This window comes from Sporosarcina sp. 6E9 (assembly GCF_017921835.1).
Taxonomy (GTDB): domain Bacteria; phylum Bacillota; class Bacilli; order Bacillales_A; family Planococcaceae; genus Sporosarcina.
The window spans coordinates 1,208,083-1,228,152 of the sequence record NZ_JAGEMN010000001.1; the positions used below are offsets into that span (position 1 = coordinate 1,208,083).

Below are 20,070 nucleotides of genomic sequence, written 5' to 3' on the forward strand. Positions count from 1 at the left end.
CCTGTTCTTTCGCAATGTATACATTCCGTTGATCGTCATTCGTCCAGGAACTATTTACCAACGACTTTTTCTAAATCTTCAAAGAATGTAGGGTATGAAATATCAATACACGCCGAATCTTTAATCGTAATCGGATCAGTTGTTATTAGCGAGGCAATTGCAGCCATCATTCCCAAACGATGGTCGCCATAAGAGTCCATAGTACCGCCTGCAAGTACAGTTGGTCCTTGAATAATCATCCCATCGTCAGTTGCCTCAATATTCGCGCCAAGTTTCGTCAACTCGTTTGTCACTGCAGCAATTCGATCCGTTTCTTTCACGCGAAGTTCAGATGCATCTTTAATAATCGTAGTACCCTCAGCCTGCGTTGCAAGTAAAGCGATAATTGGAAGTTCATCAATCAATCGCGGAATAAGCGAACCGCTGATTTCTGTAGGGAGTACTTTATTATATGCGATGGTTACATTTCCGGTACGTTCCCCGTTTTCTGCCGACTCATCCATCACATTTATTTCTGCCCCCATGTTTCCCAAGACATCAAGAATGCCAGAACGTGTAGGATTGAGTCCAAGATTAGTAAATGTTAGCGAACTATCTTTTACCATTGCAGCGGCAACCATGAAAAATGCAGCAGAAGATATATCCCCTGGGACATGGACAGTAGTTCCGTTAAGCGAGCCGCCACCAGTAATACTTATTTCACCATTATTTGAACGTACATCAGCTCCAAAATGGGATAGCATTTGTTCTGTATGGTCACGGGATAGTGTATCTTCACGAACAATCGTTGTGCCTTTTGCATGTAAACCTGCGAAAAGAATTGCCGATTTCACTTGAGCACTAGCGACAGGGTTTGTGTAATCGATAGCTGCAAGAGAGCTAGCTTCAATTTTCAATGGCAATAAATCATTATCAATTTCACTTGTAATCGATGCCCCCATTGCGTGCAATGGTTTTGTCACTCGATTCATTGGTCTTACGGATAACGATTCATCTCCTGTTAATACAGCGGATGAAATATTAGCACCTGCGAGAATTCCAAGCATCAGACGGGCTGTTGTACCCGAATTGCCCGCGTATAACTCCTCTGTTGGCGTTTTCCAATTATTTATTCCAGGGCTATCAATTGTAACATCCGTACCTTGTCTATCAATTGAAACGCCTAGCAACCTAAAAATGTCGATGGTGCGCAAGCAATCTTCACCGTTCAAGAATCCGGATATAATCGTTTTTCCTTTGGCAATCGATCCCAACATAATCGCTCGATGTGAAATAGACTTATCTCCTGGTACCTCGATTTTACCTGATACTATAGAATTATTATAATGAACTGTTTTTAAGTTCTCCATCATAGATCCCTCCAGTTAAACAATGTGTGAACTATAATCAGTTTCCTCTGTGAGTGCAACTTGGGCTTGCAACCGATCTTCTGCTGATTGAAAGCTAATCACTAAAATCCCAAAAACATCTGATCTTGTTTCGACAATCCGTATATTCGTCAAACTAATACGTTCATCTGCAAGTATCTTTGTGACTTCTGAAATCACTCCTGGATGATCTGGTATATCAATATGTAAATCATACGTCATGTAAAGTGCACCTTGGCTTGTAATTGGCAAATCATCGCGGTACTTTTTAGATTCATCAAAATATGACTGGATTTTTCCCGAATCATTCTGAAGAAGCATGTTGCGGACATTTGACATTTCAAGCATCCAGCCGTCCAGTTGGTTTAATAGCTCATCACGGTTTTGGGTCGTAATGTCACGCCACATGATTGGATCAGCTGAAGCAATTCGAGTAATATCCCTAAATCCGCCTGCAGCTAACTCGCGAACAAATGGAAATTCTTTTTGTTGCGCGCATAATCTCCCCACTAAGGAAGAGGCTACAAGATGTGGAAAATGGCTTACAATCGCTGTCATGCGGTCATGTTCACTCGCCTCTAGAATTGATACTTTCCCTTTAGTGGGAATTAGTAATTCACGAAGTCCTTTAACCTTTTTGGTTTGGGCTTCACTTGCTGGTGTCAATATGTAGTAAGCATTTTCAAAGAGGTGTTCTCGAGCGGCCGTAACTCCGCTCTTATGAGAACCTGCCATCGGGTGTCCACCGATAAAAGTGATGCCGCTTTCTAGTAAAGGTTCAGCGGCCTTCATGATTGGAACTTTTGTGCTGCCAGTATCCGTAATGATAACGTCTTGTTTTAATTTCCAATTTGGAACATCTTTTAATAATCGAACCGTGGTATTCACTGGCGTTGCAAAAATGATGACATCAGCATTCTCACTTACGCTATCAATGGAAACTGAAATCGTATCAATTATTCCACGCCGATATGCCTCTTGCATAGTACTATATGAATTGTCAAAACCTGTTATATGAACATCTCGGTTCCTCTTAAGCGCAAGGCCTAGTGAACCACCAATTAAACCGAGCCCAATTATTGAAACATTCACTTTCATCTTTCATGCCCTACACGTTCAATCAATGTCGAAAACGCTTCTAAAAAACCGTCATTTTGAGACTCGGTCCCAATTGTCACTCGAATATAACCAGGCACTCCAAGCGCATCCCCGCTCCTAACAATATACCCGTGTTGAAGTAGCTTTTCTGTAGCATCTGTGGCATTCATTGGAACTTCAATCAGCAAGAAGTTAGCTTCCGAATCAAATACATGAAGATTGTTTTCCGCTGCAAACTCTTGAATACGAACCATTTGTTCACGATTTAGTTTTCTGCACATTGCAATAAACGAATCGTCTTCTAATGCTACTTCTGCCAGTTGCAAACTAGTTGACGTTATATTAAACGGACTGCGAACAGTATCTAGATTAGTAATAATCTCAGGACTACTAATTCCGTATCCTACTCGGAATGCAGCAAGTCCATATGCTTTGGAAAAGGTTCTCAACACAATCACGTTTTTATATTGTTCAGTTAGGTTGACAGTATTTATGTATGCTGGATCGGTGATATATTCGAAATACGCTTCATCAATAACGACTAAAATATTTTCAGGAACTTTTTCTAGAAAAACAACCAACTCTTCGTGATTGATTAAACTACCTGTAGGATTGTTCGGACTGCACAACCAAATGACCGATGTGTTTTCGTCAATTGCTTGATGAAATGCATTCAAATCGTGTTGGCCATCAACCAGTGGTATTTCCTTAACGAGTGCGCCCTCAATTTCCGCATGATGTGCGTATTGAGGAAATGTAGGTGTCGCTGCAATGGTATTTGTTCCCGGTCCTAATAGTGCTCGCGCAATGATCACAATAAGTTCATCTGAACCACTTCCAAAGATAAGGCGGTTTTCTTCAACACCTAGCTTTTCAGCCATTTTGGTACGTAACAATCCCGCATAACCATCCGGATAAACCTCATAATTAATAGACATGTTTTCAAAATATTTCTGAACAGCTGGAACTGTGCCGTATGGATTTTCATTTGATGCTAATTTCACAACTTCATTTAGACCATACATTTCCTTAACTTCTTCAATTGATTTTCCTGGTGTGTAAGGTTTCATATCTTTTAATGCTTTTCTCCAATGCATGTTTATCCCTCCGGTAAAGTACTAGTATACTATTTTCGTAAATCTGGACGTAGCTGAATTGCTTCATTTTGATAGATATGGTGAACTTCTTTTTGAACGATTGAAGTATTCGCATGCATGAGAATTCGTATGCAAAACGGCATTGAATTTGGTACATCCATTTCATGCGTACACATAACTGGCACATACGTCCAACCTTCAATACTTCTAACTGCTCTTGCGGGAAATGCCGATTTTATATCAGTAGTCGTGGAAATTAATACCGAAATAATATCTTCCGGAACTAATCTATTTTTCTCGGCCATTTCTCTAACCAATGCTTCAGTCGCGACGAGAACAGCTTCCCCTTCATCTTGAACAACGGTCGTTGCTCCTCGTATTCCTCTAATTGTCATGCCGTTCCCCCCGTTCTATTTTGTAGTTGTTCAAAAGCTTTTTCCAACTGCTCTCTGGAAATTTCTTTTATATAAGGAATTCCGATTTCTTGAAGTAATACAAAATTTATTTTGCCGAAAGAAGCTTTTTTATCTAAAGTCATATAGGAATAAAAAGTCTCAAATGAATGTTCGTGAATGGGCGTGTATGTATAACCATTCGCCAATGAAAATTGGATGAATTCATTTGTTAAACTGGAGGTTACTTCTCCATTCGATTCACTTAAGAGTAAACTGTATGCCATCCCTATCATGACACATTCCCCGTGACTCAATCCGCCAAATCCGCAAACTGCTTCCACTGCATGACCAAAAGTATGGCCAAAGTTAAGGAACTTCCGGACAGACTTTTCATATTCATCCGCTTCCACGATTTTGGCTTTCACTTGAATTCCGCGGAGCAGTTCAGGCGCAAGCCATTCCATAGATGGTTTGGAAAAAGTGGTATTAGACATTAACGCTTTCGTCCATTTCTGATCAGATATAAATGCATGTTTGATAAGTTCTGCCATACCCGATCTAATTTCCCGGGGTGGAAGCGTACTGAAAAGATTTTCATTAAATAAGACGCCAATAGGTTGATGAAATGACCCCACCATATTTTTTCCTTCAGGCATATTAATCGCTGTTTTCCCACCGACCGCACTATCATGGGCTAATATTGATGTCGGACAATGAATATAGCGGATTCCTCTCATAAATGTCGCAGCGACAAATCCAGTTAAGTCGCCGCATGCTCCACCGCCAAAAGCAATTAATAACGAATCACGTGTAAAGCCATTTTCCAATAAAAAAGATAAACAATCTGTATAAACATTCGTCGTTTTACAGCTTTCACCCGCGGGTACTGTTTTCACAACAATTTCACACTCTACTGATTGTAAAGAGTTTTGGAGAACAGACAGATGAAGGGATGCAACATGCTCATCAGCAATAATTGCAATTTTATCGACACTTTTTAATAACTTGGCATAATCGGTTTTGAAAAGCTCGTAGGAATCTGAACGAATATGAACATCATATGAGGAATCTGCAATGTTAACCGATAATTTACCCATCCTCAAAACTCCTTTACATATCTTCTGTGCGCTTCAATTTCTTTTTTAATACCTTCCATCGTATCCGAGCGGAACTCCTCCATGATGGCCGTTGCTAGTGCTGTGGCAATAACATGTTCTGCAACCACAGATGCCGCTGGAACCGCGCAAGGATCAGAGCGTTCGATTGTTGCAACGAATGGTTCCTTAGTATCGATGTCGACACTTTCCAAAGGTTTATACAATGTAGGTATCGGTTTCATGACGCCCCTGATAATAATCGGCATTCCTGTTGACATACCGCCCTCAAGACCGCCGAGTCGATTCGACTTCCGGTAATAGCCTCTATCTTCACTCCAAGCAATTTCATCATGCACCTCACTGCCAGGTTTTCTTGCCATTTCAAACCCTAGACCGACTTCGACACCTTTAAATGCATTAATGCTCATCATTGCCCCGGCAAGTTTTCCGTCTAATTTTCGATCAAATTGCACATAACTTCCAATTCCAGGAGGACAACCTTCTATAATCACCTCTACGACACCACCTATCGTGTCGCCACGACCCTTAGCATCATCAATTGCTTGAACCATCTGAATAGAAGCCTCCGGATCTGCGCAATACACAGGATCTTTTTCAATAACTTCTCTTAATTCCTCCATCGATAAACCTTCATAAGACGAAGGATCAATCTTAACACCGCCAATCTCATGGACATGCGCTACGGTTCTGATGCCAATTTCCTCTAGAAATTTCTTCGCGACTGCCCCCACTGCAACACGCATAGTCGTTTCACGCGCCGAGGAGCGTTCTAAGACGTTTCGTAAATCACGGTGACCATATTTCATGCCACCAACAAGATCGGCGTGACCAGGTCTAGGACGCGTAATTTGACGCTTAACGTCGGCTGGATCCATTCCTTCTTCCAATGGCTCGACACCCATAATTTTCGTCCAATGTTTCCAATCATCATTGACGACAGTTAATGTTACTGGTGAACCAAGCGTTTTCCCATGACGTACACCAGAGGATATCACGACTTCATCCGTTTCAATTTGCATGCGTCTTCCTCGACCATGACCGCCTTGGCGTCTAGCTAACTCACCGTTAATCATCTCTGTCGTCAATTCCATTTGAGCTGGAAGTCCTTCAATTATCGCCGTTAGTTGCGGCCCATGTGATTCACCTGCTGTAAAAAACCTCAATACCGTCTCCCCCTATGTATGTTTTATAGCACTATACCAAATTATTAGTCTTTAGACTATACATTATTACTTATTTGCTATTATTCCACGTATGCTTGATATAATCACGTTACGTCAGTTATAAGTTACAACTACCCGAAATGAATCCGGATAGTGGGTCTTTACTTTTATGTATACAAAAACAGCCGTGCGAAAACCGCCTGGCTGCTTTTAAATAAAAATTAGTTAATCCAGTTGTTCATGACTTTATCGTAGGAAACTAATTCCTCTTCTTTAAAGAATAGCCCGATTTCGCGAACTGCTGATTCAGATGAGTCAGAACCATGAATAATGTTCTTGCCTACAGTTACAGCAAAATCACCGCGAATTGTTCCTGGCGCTGATTCAGTCGGGTTTGTTGCGCCTACAAGTAAACGTGCAGTAGAAATAACATTTTCACCTTCCCAAACCATTGCGAAAACTGGACCGGATGTAATGAATTCTACAAGCTCGCCAAAAAATGGACGTTCTTTATGCTCGCCGTAGTGTTGCTCAGCAAGTTCTTCAGTAATTTGCATAAGTTTTGCGCCAACCAATTGGAACCCTTTATTCTCAAAACGACTTACAATTTCACCCATTAAATTACGTTGAACACCATCAGGTTTAACCATTAGAAAAGTTCTTTCCATTCCAAACACTCCCTCAATAATATATAGGGGATTTCCCCTTGTAAATCGTACCACCCGCTTCATTACCTTTCAACTATTAAGTTGTCAGTAATTTCGTTGCCCGATAAACTTTGCAATTTGTTCCAGGGCTTTTTTGGCGGGGATGTTCGGCAAGCTATTAATTTCATTCAACGCTTTATGAAGGTACAAATCGCTGACTTCTGTCGCTTTTTGTATCGCACCCGATTGACGTATGAAAGTTAACATATCTTCGCGTTCAAGTTCTGTTAACGTGCCTTCAAATGCACGTTCCAAATAAGGTAGAAATGACGGATGATCTTTTATGTATAAAATCGGCAATGTGATATGTCCGTTTAACAAATCGCTTCCAGCTGGTTTGCCCAACTCTTTATCGGTAGAAGTGATATCTAGAATATCATCTATAATTTGAAAAGACATGCCCGCATAATATCCGAAGCGGCTTAACTTTCTGACGACGGAGGCATCTGCGCCTGAAACGAGTGCGCCAAGTTCACAACTGGAAGAAAGTAAAAGTGCTGTCTTTCGTTTGATACGACGTAAATAATCGCGAACAGTTTGATCCATTTCACGTTGTTGATCAATTTGAATGATTTCACCATGACAAATTTCGAGCATCGTTTTAGCAAGTAATCGATGGGCAGCCGGCATCTCAATTTCGCCAATTGAAAGCAATGCACGTGAAAAAATATAATCACCCGCATACATAGCAATTCGATTATCCCATTTCGCCTTCACTGTTTTTAATCCACGCCGCATATCGGCGTCATCAATCACATCATCATGAACAAGTGAGGCCATATGAATAAGCTCCAGTGAAACAGCAACTTTGGATACATCTTCCAACGAATACTCGCCAAATTCAGAGGCTAAGATCACAAAAATCGGTCGAATGCGTTTTCCACCCGCTCTGAGCAGGTGTAGCGATGCTTGCCGAATAATGGGGGATGCTGACTGAACTGATCGCTCAAGTTGTTTTTCTATGTAATTGAGATCCTTTCGAAAGTCAGCATAAAGTGATAATACTTGTAATTTCTCCAAAACGACTACCTTCCCCTGCGGTATTTATTATTTAAATCCAACATGGCCTGCCGCTGCGCCACCACTATATGATTTAAATGAGACATTTTTATAACCTACATCAGAGAATAATTCAGCTAATTTTTTCATGCCAGGAAATTCTTCTGCTGATTCTTGTAACCAAGAATACTCGCGGTAACTCTTTGCGAGCAATTTACCGAAAACCGGCATAATAAATTTAAAGTAAAAACGAAATAATTGTCTATAAACCGGAAGTTCAGGTTGAGATGTGTCCAAACACGCGATCATTCCACCCGGTTTCAAAACACGTTTCATTTCACTTAGGACTTGTTCATAATCCGGTACATTGCGAAGTCCGAATCCGATTGTAACATAGTCAAACGTCTCATCCGGAAATGGCAATTCCATTGCATTCCCGTGAACCAAAGAAATAGTCGGATACGGTTTTACTTTATCTTTTCCTGCTTCAAGCATGCTTTCACTGAAGTCGAGTCCAGTTACTTTACCTGATGGGCCGACCGCTTTAGCTAGGGCAATTGTCCAGTCAGCGGTACCACAGCAAACATCCAAAGCTGACGCCCCTTTACGAACCGCCATGCGGCGCATAATATCGTCCCGCCATTTTTTATGTTGGTTGAAACTGATTACAGAATTCATTTTATCATAATCAGTCGATATTTTTTCAAAGACGTCGTGGACTTTTTCTTCTTTCGATAAAACCAAGACAACTCCCTCATTTCCTTAGATCATTTTACCAAGAAGCGGTGCAGTCATGCCTAGAATTTTCTCTTTTAATAAAGGTGTCATGAAGTCTGCCGCGTCAATTTGTTTTTCTAATTTACTTTTCAGCTTAGACAGCACTTGGTCTAAATCATGTTGATCTAGTTTCCATTCTAAGATTTCAGGTATTTTCCGCCTAGTTGTTTGCTTCATTGCAGAATCCAAAGCCAGGATTGTCAAAGCTGTAGATGCAAGTGGAATATACTCGTAAAACCCATAGGCATGTAAAAAGTCTTTAATACAGCTTACTTCAATGCTTTCAACCGTTTCAAGCAGTTCTTTTACATTTATTGGTGAACGCTTATAAAAATTTGTTTTCAATTCATTAATTTGGCCGATTGTTATGGATAATGTCCGTATAAAATCGATGTCTGGCAATGCAGCCAATATCTTATAATGAATTCCACTGTAGTAGTCTCCAGAAAGAACTGTAAGCTGTTGTAAGGTCGATGTAGCATCTTTATGGTGAATTGTATCGTGGGCATCAAATGCAATGTGTACAGCACCTACAGCGACGGCAGCTGCATGAGTAGAATCTGTCCATCTTTCTCCGTTCAATAGCGGAAGTAGCATGAAAAAAACTTTTGCTTTATCAACGTCTACACTACCAACATCTCTTTCAAGAATAGGTTGACGAACAGCAAGTCTTAATTCATCAATATAATTATTAATACAATAGTTAATGTTTTCTCTTTCCATCGTCAATCTCCATTCAAAGATGTCCAGGCGAAAAGCGTTGTTAAATTTCTTTGTTATTTTTTCCTTCGCTCGATACGACACCATTTGCAGTATGAATTTCCGCATCTCCGCGTATTTTCATTGCTGATGTATGCTCTGTAAACTGTGCAACCATTACTTCGCCGCGATCTAGTTTTTCTGTATGATGAAATTTTGTATCATCACCACGGGTTAAACCAATGACATTTACCCCATCTTCTTTGGCTTTTATTACGATGTAGTCGGATTGTGTCATTTTCGCACCTCTTCCCTCTGTATCATTTCCCTAATCATATCACAAATAACGACATGCGGGCAAAAGGGTTAGGACATTTTAATGAGTGATAATATTTCAGATCGTTTAACAGCATCGTCTTCATAAATTCCGCGCGCAACTGTCGTCAACGTCTTCGCGCCTGGTTTACGTACTCCACGCATCGTCATACACATATGCTCGGCTTCAATAACAACAAAAACACCAACAGGATCCAGCATTTCTTCTAACGTGTCAGCAATAGTTGATGTTATCCGTTCTTGAAGTTGCGGTCTTCTGGCAGTTGTTTCGACGGCTCTCGCCAATTTACTTAAACCAGCGACTACACCCTTTCTCGGAATATATGCAATATGGGCATGGCCATAAAAAGGGACTAGATGGTGTTCGCACATCGAGTGGAAACCTATATCCTTAACTAGCACGACTTCATCATGATTTTCATTGAAAACAGTTTTAAAATACGCTCGTGGATCTTTATGTAACCCTTCAAACATTTCAGCGTACATTCTTGCGACTCTTTTCGGCGTATCGATAAGACCTTCTCTTTCCGTATCTTCTCCAACCGCTTCAAGAATCATTGTCACTGCTTGTTCTATTTTATTATAATCAACTTCATGCATGTTAAGAATCCTCCTAAATCAAATAAAAGACATTTCTTCAAAAATAGTAGCATATTCGTTCATTACAGTACAGTTCAGGCACTCATTCTATTATTCGAGATGCTTTTAAAAGGAAAGAAGCCTACCCGCGAATCTAGAAACAGATTCGGGCGGGTAGGCTCCTATGTAAGAATAGCGATTATTTAACTGCGTCTTTAAGCGCTTTACCCGCTTTGAAAGCAGGAACTTTACTTGCAGCAATATCGATTTCTTTCCCTGTTTGAGGGTTACGTCCTTTACGAGCAGCACGCTCGCGAACTTCGAATGTACCGAAACCGATCACTTGGACACGGTCACCTTCACCAAGAGTAGTTTGGATTGTTTCGAAAACAGCCTCAACAGCTTTTGTTGCATCCTTTTTCGAAAGTCCCGCAGACTCGGCTACAGAGTTAATTAATTCAGATTTGTTCACACTATTCACCTCCTCTCAAAGAGATGTCTATTACAATACTGTAGAAAGAGTATCATAAGAAAAAGCGCCATGCAACAATATCTACACGGTTTTCCCAATAACATGCATTTTTTTCGTAAAATGAAGAAAAAGACCCGTATTTTACGAGTCTTTCTCAGCCGAACATGCAATGAGCGAAACGTTATACAATAAACGTAATCATACCCTTTTCACCGTTATTTACCATCTGTTCAATCGTTTCTCGAAGTCGTTTTCTTGCATTCGCAGGAACAGTCGCAGTTTTAAAACGAATGCTTTCTTTCATAACTTCATGTAAAGGTGTACCAAAAAGTTGAGTTTCCCAAAGCGCTTCCCGGTCATGTAAATAAGCCTCTTTTAAATCTTTCAGTAAATGGTGACTATGAAATTCCGAGCCAATTAGCGGGGAAAACTCGGCTTCCATATCTACTCGAATCATATGAATTGATGGCGCCTTAGCTTTCATCCGCACACCGAAGAAATCGTTTTGTTTAATGAGTTCTGGGGGTGAGGGATTGAAATCTTCAATGACAGGCAATGCGACTCCATACCCATCTCTTTTGGCTGTTTCAATTGCTTCGGCATACATATTATATGATTTTTTTGCTTTCGAAGCATCTCGGATGAAAAGCAACCATTCTTTTTTCGTCCCGATTTCCTGCCCCATAAAATCCTCGCAGATTTCGCGAAAAGCTTGTTCATCCATTTCGATTTTAATAGCTGCCTTTCCTTGTCCGGCATCCACCTCAACGACTTCGGCATTACGAACATGTTGCTCATCGACTAACTTCGCTGCTAATTCCTGCACTTTCCTAATTTTTGAAGCTTCAAGAAATCCTTCGCTAATCACGTTGTCAATTGAGGCATTCAGTGGGTGATCTTTCCCAAGAACATCCATCCAATCTGGTTTCTGTAACTCAATTTCTGAAATAGGAAATTCATATAATGCCTCTTTCAAAATCAGCTGAATCTCCTGCGCATTTAATTGGTCTGCACTAATTGCAATGACAGGCACACCATATCTTTCGTTTAGTTCCTCTCTTAGCGCAATTGTCTTTTCGTGTGCTGGCATTTTGGAATTCAACACGATAACAAACGGTTTGCCGATATCTTTTAATTTTCCGATTATCTCCACTTCAGCTACTTCCGCAGCGGCTCGGGGAATATTATTTACGGTTCCGTCTGTTGTGACGAGGATTCCTATTGTCGAATGGTCCCTAATTACCTTATCCGTTCCAATCCGGGCCGCCTCTTCAAACGGCACTGGTTCGTTATGCCACGGCGTATGAACATATTTAGGTCCGTCCTCATCTTCATAACCTTTCACACCGTCAATGACGTATCCGACGCAATCTGCGAGTCGAATATGAAATTGCAGTTCCCCATCGCCTACAGAGACCGAAGTTCCTTGAGCTGGTACGAATTTCGGTTCCGAAGTCATAATAACTGGTCCTGGTGAGCTTTGTGGAAGTTCATCTTGTGCTCGTATTTTGTCCGCCTCATCGGTCATATTTGGAATGACTACCTCTTCCATGACTCTTTTAACGAACGTCGACTTCCCTACACGAACAGGACCGACGACACCAATGTAAATATCTCCATCAGTTCGTCTAGCCAAATTTTCATATAAACTTTCTTTCATCCATCGTCCTCCTTTTCTGCGCATATTAGTTTATGTATTAGAAAAACGTTTCATGCGGATAGCATGAAACGTTTTATAATTTGCTTAGGAAACTACAAAGTTTTGGATATGTTCTAACACAGAGATTTCACGTCTAGCTCCAGGCGCCAGCCCCTCGGGGCCATAAGTGGGCGCCTTGCGCTTTTGTTCTTTACCAATCCATAATGACCGGTTCGTTATTTTCATTCACAGTATAAGGTAGTGAGTATGCAGGTAAAACCGGAGATATTTCTTCTAATAATCTTCGAATATCTTCGCCCGGCTTTACTTCTACTTCTTTTTCATCAAGCAATCTTTGTAGGTCGATGGAATAGTCTACATAGAAATTACCGTCCCCACCCACGATGAGTGGAAGAAAAGTTTCCGAGTAAGGACTTTTCACTGTGATCTGCTCTTTAAAACCCATGGCTTTATAATCTATTTCAAAAACATTATTACCGATTGCCTTAGGCTCATGCGGTATATACCCATTATTAATATTTTTACGTAAATTTAATTCCCGAATACGTTCAGCTAATCGGAGATCCACAAGCTTAACAGTAGGGTTTTCCTCCACATCAAGAAGCACGTATTGGAATATCCCTCCCTTTTCATAAGCAGTAGAAGGTATTTTTTCTGTATACGCCGGTACGAGCTTAGCAAAATCAATCGGATACTTTATATAGATGTCCGTCTCTAATTCAGTTGTTTTAATCGGCAACAAACCGCCGGAATTTTCTTGGTAAGCATCTACTGCCTTTTGGATACTTTCAATGTGTTCAGCATAGGGAACATTTCCACTAACATCTTGATTGTCGCTTGGATACATACACCCAGTTAATAAAAACACTAGCGACAGAAGAAGTATAAAGGTCCGTTTTTTAAATAGTAATTTCATTACGCTCCTCCTGTAGGGCCATTAAAGACAAGATAAATCATTGCAAGAAAAGATATTAATAGCAGGGAATATGCAGTAAATGCAAATAGGAATTTAATTATTCGATTTTTTAATTTGTATCTACTTGCATAAATAAGTCCCATAGATATGACCATAAAGCCCATGGCATAAAAAGATAGCCACATTTTATCCATTGCGGACATAGCAAATCATCCACCTTTCACGATTTAATCACTTACACTGAAATGTAATTACGGCTAATCGGCAGCGTTTTAAACCACTGCCGATGCAAATAAAAATTATTGGTTGCCGAATAAATCTTCGACTTCCTGTTTTTTCATTCGATTCATTAATTGATCTACCGCTTCTTTAGGAGGTACATCCTCGAATAGCACTGAGTGTAACGCTTCTGTGAGCGGCATGGACACGTCATACTCAGAAGCGAGCTGATGGGCTGCCTTCGTTGTTCTGACGCCTTCAATAATCATTCCCATACCTGAAATAACGTCTTCTAGTTTCTGTCCCTGGCCAAGCATATTTCCCGCTTTCCAGTTTCGAGAGTGAACGCTTGTGCAAGTAACGATTAAATCGCCTAAACCCGTCAATCCAGAAAACGTCAATGGGTGAGCACCCATTTTCACACCAAGTCTCGATATTTCTGCAAGTCCGCGGGTAATAAGCGCCGCCTTGGCATTATCACCATAACCAAGACCATCGGTAATTCCTGCTGCCAACGCGATAACATTTTTAAGCGCAGCCCCGAGTTCAACGCCTACAATATCGGGATTCGTATAAACACGGAAGTATGCATTCATAAATAGATCTTGGATTTCTTCAGCTGCTGATAAATCCGTAGAAGCAGCAGTGACAGTAGTCGGATGACGCTCCACAACTTCTTCAGCATGACTTGGTCCTGAAAGTACAACAATGCCCCTTCTATTTTCGGCGGTAACTTCTTCACCAATCAGTTCTGAAATGCGTTTCAAAGAATCTGGTTCAATCCCCTTCGAAACGTGAACAAATAATTTCGGTTCATTAATACTTGAATTTATCTCAGCGCAAACTGATCTAATTGCATTTGTAGGCACTGCAACAATAAGAATATCCCCATGGCCAACAGCCCGTTCCAGGTCCGATGTTGCATGTAAATTTTTCGGAAGTGTAACCTTCGGCAAATAGGCACTGTTTTGATTTTTATCGTTAATTTCAGTGGATTGCTCTTCCCGTCTTGCCCACAACAAGCAATCATGCCCGTTTTCGGCTAAAACGAATGCAATTGCCGTCCCCCAGCTTCCTGCACCGATAACAGATACTTTTTTCATGAAATCAATCCTTTTTTGTGTAATCGCGTATTATGTTCGCGCCCGAGTAATTAATCGAATTGGCGTACCTTCAAAACCAAATGATTCCCGAAGTCTGTTTTGCAAGAATCGTTCATAAGAAAAATGCATTAATTCCGGATTATTGACAAATATAACAAAAGTTGGTGGCTTAACCGCAACTTGTGTGACGTAATATATACGAAGGCGTTTCCCTTTATCAGTCGGCGCTGGATTTCGTGCAATTGCATCTTCGACAACTTCATTCAAAACGCTGGACTGAATGCGTAACGCATGATTCTCACTGATCAGTCGAATGCTGTCAAACAAAGACATGACACGCTGTTTTGTTTTCGCTGAAACATATGCAATTGGCGCATAATCAAGAAACATGAAATTATCTCTGATTTTATCTGTGAAATTATTCATTGTTTTGTCGTCTTTCTTGATTGCATCCCATTTGTTCACGACAAACATTACGCCTTTACCCGCTTCCTCTGCATAGCCCGCAATACGCTTGTCCTGCTCTCGTATGCCTTCTTCTCCGTTTATTACGATTAAGACTACATCGGATCGGTCAATCGCTTTTAACGCACGCAGCGCACTGTATTTCTCAGTTGTTTCGTACACCTTTCCTTTTTTCCGCATACCCGCTGTGTCTATTATTTTATACTTTTGTCCTTCATATACATACGGCGTATCGATAGCATCTCTTGTCGTGCCCGCTATATCACTGACAATAACTCTTTCTTCGCCAAGCAGTGCATTTACCAATGATGATTTTCCAACGTTTGGTCGTCCAATCAATGAAAAGCGGATAACATCGTCTTCAATTTCCTCGTGATCATCATCCGGGAAATTCGCAGCTACTTCATCCAGTAAATCTCCAAGCCCTAATCCATGAGAACCAGAAATTGGGTAAGGGTCTCCGAATCCTAAAGAATAGAAATCATAAATCATATCCCGCATTTCAGGATTATCAATTTTATTCACCGCTAATACAATTGGCTTTTTTGTTTGATATAATATTTTGGCAACATGCTCGTCCGCATCTGTTACCCCTTCACGTCCGTTTACAAGAAAAATAATGACGTCGGCTTCTTCAATTGCAATTTCCGCCTGCAGTCTAATTTGTTCTAGGAAAGGCTCATCGCCTATTTGAATTCCACCTGTGTCAATTAAGTGAAATTCGTGTGCTAGCCAATCTGCCGAACTATAAATACGGTCACGTGTTACACCTGCAACGTCTTCAACGATTGAAATACGCTCACCGACAATGCGATTAAAAATTGTCGATTTGCCAACGTTAGGTCTTCCGACAATTGCTACGGTTGGTTTCGTCATAATCATAAAACATCCTTCCAGCTTATCTTCTGCATATTATACACAAAAAAAGATGATGATGCCCGTAAGAGCACCACCACCCGTACAAAAGGTGTTCAAAAATTCTCATCGAATTTTCAAACTATCCTTGATGAGTTATTCTGAGAATTTCTTCAGTTGATCACCAATTACGTCACTAATGGAGAATCCTTGAGATTCTTCGCCCATTTCATAATCGCCGTATGAAGTAAAATCTTCTTTTTCAATTAAATCTTTAATGCTAAGTGATAGACGTTCCTCTTCAGGATTCACTTCAAGCACTTTTACTTCGATTTTCTGACCTTCTTTTAGAACTTCCTCAGGTGTTCCGATATGGTCATGCGAAATTCGCGATATGTGTACAAGTCCTTCAACACCTGGGAACAACTCAACGAATGCGCCATATGAAACCAGTCGCTTCACTGTACCTTCAAGTACGGAACCTTTCGGAACTCTATCCTCAATTCCCTCCCAAGGTCCTGGTAACGTTTCCTTAATAGATAAAGAAATTCGTTCCGAGTCGCGATCTATTGATAAAACCTTAACTTTTACAGTTTCGCCTTCTTTTAAAACATCCGAAACTTTTTCAACATGCTTATGAGAAAGTTGTGAAATATGGACTAATCCGTCAACCCCGCCTACATCCACAAATGCCCCAAATGAAGCTATGCGCTGAACGACTCCTTCAAGCACCTGACCTTCTTCAAGACTATCAAGTACTTCGCCTTTCTTAGCCGCTTTTTCTTCTTGGATAACCGCACGATGAGATAGTATGAGACGATTTTTCTCTTTATCCATCTCGACAATTTTAAATGTCATCTGACGGCCTTTATACTCCTCGAAGGATTCAACGAAAAAGTCTTCTACCAGTGATGCAGGTATAAAGCCACGAACACCCAAATCAACCACGAGTCCACCCTTTACAACGTCTTTCACTTCAGTTTCAATAGTTTCTTTATTGTTGTATTTTTCTTCAAGGGAATCCCAAGCATCTGCCGCATCTACTTTTCTTTTCGACAGTACATAATTACCTTCCTCAACCTTCATAATCATCAATTCAAGCTCGTCGCCTTCAGAGACGATATCCGATGCTTTTTCAATATGAAGACTTGAGATTTCACTAATTGGGATAACACCATCGAATGGCGCCCCTGCTATTTCTACTGTCACAGACTTTTCTTCAATTTTAGTTATTGTTCCCGTAACACGATCGCCTTCGTTATATTCATTTTGAGTTTCCAAATTCATTTCTTCAGACATATGTAGTCCTCCTCTATAAAAACTCTTATTTCTATAATATGCGAACTGGCACATAAAAACAAAAAATTACACTTGTTACATTATTTATTTGCTTCTATCAACTTACCAATTTCCTCCATAATAATGGCAGTAACATCCTCTGCCGATGTTCTGGCAGCTCGATGTTCCGTCATATCAATCGGTTTACCGTACACGACTTTTAGCCTTGAAAATGGTTTGTACGGACCAATGATAGCACAAGGCAATACATGCGCGTCACCTTTTAGAGCAAAGAAACCTGCTCCAGCAAGTCCTTTTCTTAGCTTTCCATCTTCACTTCTAGTGCCTTCAGGAAAGAGCCCGACGACATTCCCCGACTTAAGGATTGATAATGCATTTCGAAGCGCTTGTCTGTCACTCATTCCGCGTTTAACAGGGAACGCGTTAACTTTCGGCAGAACACTTTTCAATATAGGCGCTTCGAAAAGTTCTTGTTTAGCCATAAAGTGAACTGGACGCGGGCATGTCATTCCTACAACTGGGGGATCTAAATTATCAATATGGTTTGTACAAAGTAAGACACCGCCGGTTTTAGGGAAGTTTTCTTTCCCAATGACTTTTACGCGATATAACGGATAGAGCACCAAGCTTACCAGTGCTTTCCCCAAAGGGTATAAGTTCATGAATTGCTCAACCTCTCTTTTGCAAGTTGACTAATCATTTCAGCCACTTCATCAATCGACATCGAGGTTGTATCGATTAATATCGCGTCTTCTGCTTGTCTAAGTGGTGATGTCACGCGTTCAGTATCTAAACGATCACGTTCACTTATTTCGGATTTCAATTGTTCCAAAGATGATTCAATCCCGCGTTTACTATTTTCGATATGCCGACGCTCTGCTCGTTCTTCAACGGAAGCGGTCATAAAGATTTTCAACTCGGCACCAGGCAAGACATCAGTCCCTATATCGCGACCGTCCATAACAACACTCGACTTACTACCTAAGACCTGTTGTTTTTCAACCATCAATTTACGTACGCCGCTATGTGCAGAAACAGCGGAAACAGAATTTGTCACTTCCAATGTTCTAATTTCTTCAGAAACATCCACGCCATCTAGAAGTACCACTTGGCCCTTAACTCCTGGAGCCAGTTCAATTGTTGTTTCACGCAGTAGTTCCTCAAGTTTTTTTCCGTCATTAATATGTATGCCAAGTTTAAGGGCTTTATGCGTAAGAGCTCTGTACATCGCGCCAGTATCTATATACGTATAACCTAACTTTTCGGCTGCAATTTTTGCAATCGTACTTTTACCAGCCGCGGCAGGTCCATCAATCGCAATTTGTATTCCGACCATCTAATTACCTCCTTCGGTCAATCCGACAATATTGTATCAAAATAAAAGAGAAAAGTCTCCATTTAGATGACTTTTCTCCAAGTAAATTCGACTTATTGTTGTTTTTCAGTTTCAATTATTTCGCCGGTTTCTGTATCAACAACAACTACAAAAGTTTCAGTGACTCCATCGTTTTCCATCACGACCGTCAAATAGTGTGAAAGCCTTTGTTCAAGACGATCATTTTCAACGTATGCAAGCTCTTCATTAACGACTTGCACATTTGAATGGAAAAACTTTTTCCAATCAATTTTCTTAATTGGTTGTTTTTTCGTTTCTTCTTTCTGAATATACTCCATTGCATCCATACCAAGAATATTACCTGTATCCTTTGCCACCTTCAAATGGATAACATCAGAAAATACTTTCGCGTCATACTCGGGTTCGACGCGTACATATACGAAATGCCACGCTGTATGATTCTCTCTAGATTCCTGATACACGGTATCTTCATATCCTGAATTAGATAAGAAATCTTCCGCTCTTTTTTGAATAACAGAGTACTCAAGGCTAGACTCGGTGAATGGTCTTTCAGCCAAAAACGAAAGTACATGCCCACCTTTTTCTGTTATATCAATATAACCGACGGACTGATCTTTTGCGAAACGAATATGGTAAAAGGGATAGGGCGAGCCCGGCTTACTAGTTTCAATTACAATCGAACCAGAAGAAACTTCGGGAAATAGTATTTTAAATCGTTCAATCGCTTCATCACCCGAAATGTTTTTATCCGTCAGTTTTTCAAGATCCTTTTTCTTCTGAGAATCTGATTCACTTGCTGTTAACGGAAAATCACTCTCCGTATTTTTTTTCACTGTTTCGGTCATTCCCCCCCAATCATGAGTAGAATCAACCGATTCCAATTGATTTCTCCACCCATCAACGGACATCCTACCGTCAATCAAACCCACAGTCGCAACTTCCCATTCGTCAGCCATAGTCCTCAAGTTTTTAGATGCTTCTGACATCACTTTGTGGTATTCTTCATGATTACCACTTCGCTCAGATTCTCTGGCGAAATTACCCAATCTCCCTAGGTAATTCATCCAAGAGTTCGAAAATTGGCGGTCAAGAGGTAAAGAGCCAACTGAATTTTTAATTTCAGACGATAAGCGCCAAATATCTTCCCGTGCATTCGTGGTACCTTCTTCCTCGTTAAAAAGCAAAGTCTTTTTTACCGCAGTATCGAGTTCCTCAAGCTTTTTTGTTGCCTCTGTCATCTTATCCGCATATTGTCCGCTTAGTAAATAGCTTAACTGCTTATTTTCAGTTGTTTTTCCGTAAGTAAAAATCGAAAGCGCTGCAATCGAATAAACCAGTACAAATATTATTTTTTTCATAAAAGCGGGGCCGGAATTGCATATGATTCCG

Annotated in this window: 22 protein-coding genes; all 22 read right to left on the minus strand. The window is 40.6% G+C overall.

The features are described from left to right. Positions 1-50: 50 nt before the first annotated feature. The 22 genes from aroA to J4G36_RS06375 all read right to left on the minus strand — a co-directional run bounded on the left by aroA (position 51) and on the right by J4G36_RS06375 (position 20,039). A complete protein-coding gene (gene aroA / locus J4G36_RS06270; protein WP_483315880.1) occupies positions 51-1,349 on the minus strand; it encodes a 3-phosphoshikimate 1-carboxyvinyltransferase in 1,299 nt (432 codons plus the stop codon). A 15-nt stretch (positions 1,350-1,364) separates the two neighbouring features. After that, entirely contained in the window at positions 1,365-2,465 is a 1,101-nt protein-coding gene (locus J4G36_RS06275) for a prephenate dehydrogenase (RefSeq protein WP_210469185.1), read from the minus strand. Beyond that, a complete protein-coding gene (gene hisC / locus J4G36_RS06280) occupies positions 2,462-3,562 on the minus strand; it encodes a histidinol-phosphate transaminase (RefSeq protein WP_210469186.1) in 1,101 nt (366 codons plus the stop codon). Before hisC ends, J4G36_RS06275 begins: the two co-directional genes overlap by 4 nt. 29 nt (positions 3,563-3,591) lie before the next feature. Further along, positions 3,592-3,957 carry a chorismate mutase gene (gene aroH / locus J4G36_RS06285; RefSeq protein WP_210469187.1) on the minus strand — a complete coding sequence of 122 codons (366 nt, stop codon included), beginning with the start codon at positions 3,955-3,957 and terminating at the stop codon, positions 3,592-3,594. Further along, positions 3,954-5,054, minus strand: coding sequence for a 3-dehydroquinate synthase (gene aroB, locus J4G36_RS06290; protein WP_210469188.1), 1,101 nt, complete (start codon positions 5,052-5,054; stop codon positions 3,954-3,956). The genes aroH and aroB overlap by 4 nt, the downstream gene beginning before the upstream one ends. A gap of 2 nt (positions 5,055-5,056) precedes the next feature. Continuing rightward, complete coding sequence (aroC, locus tag J4G36_RS06295) at positions 5,057-6,238, minus strand: chorismate synthase (protein WP_210469189.1); 1,182 nt, start codon at positions 6,236-6,238, stop codon at positions 5,057-5,059. Between the two features lie 221 nt (positions 6,239-6,459). After that, positions 6,460-6,906, minus strand: a complete 447-nt coding sequence (ndk, locus tag J4G36_RS06300; protein ID WP_210469190.1) for a nucleoside-diphosphate kinase — start codon at positions 6,904-6,906, stop codon at positions 6,460-6,462. Positions 6,907-6,990: 84 nt separating this feature from the next. Beyond that, positions 6,991-7,965, minus strand: a complete 975-nt coding sequence (locus J4G36_RS06305; RefSeq protein WP_210469191.1) for a polyprenyl synthetase family protein — start codon at positions 7,963-7,965, stop codon at positions 6,991-6,993. A gap of 27 nt (positions 7,966-7,992) precedes the next feature. Next, positions 7,993-8,688: a demethylmenaquinone methyltransferase gene (locus tag J4G36_RS06310; protein ID WP_210469192.1), complete on the minus strand. Its 696-nt coding sequence runs from the start codon at positions 8,686-8,688 to the stop codon at positions 7,993-7,995. Positions 8,689-8,706: 18 nt separating this feature from the next. Next, a complete protein-coding gene (locus tag J4G36_RS06315) occupies positions 8,707-9,444 on the minus strand; it encodes a heptaprenyl diphosphate synthase component 1 (protein WP_210469193.1) in 738 nt (245 codons plus the stop codon). Positions 9,445-9,484: 40 nt separating this feature from the next. After that, positions 9,485-9,718 carry a trp RNA-binding attenuation protein MtrB gene (gene mtrB / locus J4G36_RS06320; protein WP_210469194.1) on the minus strand — a complete coding sequence of 78 codons (234 nt, stop codon included), beginning with the start codon at positions 9,716-9,718 and terminating at the stop codon, positions 9,485-9,487. A gap of 68 nt (positions 9,719-9,786) precedes the next feature. Then, positions 9,787-10,356 carry a GTP cyclohydrolase I FolE gene (folE, locus tag J4G36_RS06325; protein WP_210469195.1) on the minus strand — a complete coding sequence of 190 codons (570 nt, stop codon included), beginning with the start codon at positions 10,354-10,356 and terminating at the stop codon, positions 9,787-9,789. A gap of 178 nt (positions 10,357-10,534) precedes the next feature. Then, a complete protein-coding gene (locus J4G36_RS06330) occupies positions 10,535-10,807 on the minus strand; it encodes an HU family DNA-binding protein (protein WP_210469196.1) in 273 nt (90 codons plus the stop codon). Between the two features lie 181 nt (positions 10,808-10,988). Then, entirely contained in the window at positions 10,989-12,467 is a 1,479-nt protein-coding gene (spoIVA, locus tag J4G36_RS06335) for a stage IV sporulation protein A (protein ID WP_210469197.1), read from the minus strand. Positions 12,468-12,657: 190 nt separating this feature from the next. Beyond that, a complete protein-coding gene (locus tag J4G36_RS06340) occupies positions 12,658-13,383 on the minus strand; it encodes a hypothetical protein (RefSeq protein ID WP_210469198.1) in 726 nt (241 codons plus the stop codon). Further along, positions 13,383-13,586 (minus strand): DUF2768 domain-containing protein, encoded by a 204-nt coding sequence (locus J4G36_RS06345; RefSeq protein WP_210469199.1) that lies wholly within the window; start codon positions 13,584-13,586, stop codon positions 13,383-13,385. Before J4G36_RS06345 ends, J4G36_RS06340 begins: the two co-directional genes overlap by 1 nt. Before the next feature lie 96 nt (positions 13,587-13,682). After that, positions 13,683-14,705: an NAD(P)H-dependent glycerol-3-phosphate dehydrogenase gene (locus tag J4G36_RS06350; RefSeq protein ID WP_210469200.1), complete on the minus strand. Its 1,023-nt coding sequence runs from the start codon at positions 14,703-14,705 to the stop codon at positions 13,683-13,685. Between the two features lie 30 nt (positions 14,706-14,735). Continuing rightward, positions 14,736-16,046, minus strand: coding sequence for a ribosome biogenesis GTPase Der (gene der, locus J4G36_RS06355; RefSeq protein ID WP_210469201.1), 1,311 nt, complete (start codon positions 16,044-16,046; stop codon positions 14,736-14,738). A gap of 135 nt (positions 16,047-16,181) precedes the next feature. Next, entirely contained in the window at positions 16,182-17,324 is a 1,143-nt protein-coding gene (rpsA, locus tag J4G36_RS06360) for a 30S ribosomal protein S1 (RefSeq protein WP_210469202.1), read from the minus strand. 80 nt (positions 17,325-17,404) lie between these two features. Then, positions 17,405-17,986, minus strand: a complete 582-nt coding sequence (locus J4G36_RS06365) for a lysophospholipid acyltransferase family protein (protein ID WP_210469203.1) — start codon at positions 17,984-17,986, stop codon at positions 17,405-17,407. Beyond that, positions 17,983-18,660, minus strand: coding sequence for a (d)CMP kinase (gene cmk / locus J4G36_RS06370; protein ID WP_210469204.1), 678 nt, complete (start codon positions 18,658-18,660; stop codon positions 17,983-17,985). The genes J4G36_RS06365 and cmk overlap by 4 nt, the downstream gene beginning before the upstream one ends. 92 nt (positions 18,661-18,752) lie before the next feature. Further along, on the minus strand, positions 18,753-20,039 hold the full coding sequence (locus J4G36_RS06375) for a PepSY1/2 domain-containing protein (protein WP_210469205.1): 1,287 nt from the start codon (positions 20,037-20,039) through the stop codon (positions 18,753-18,755). Positions 20,040-20,070 lie beyond the last annotated feature (31 nt).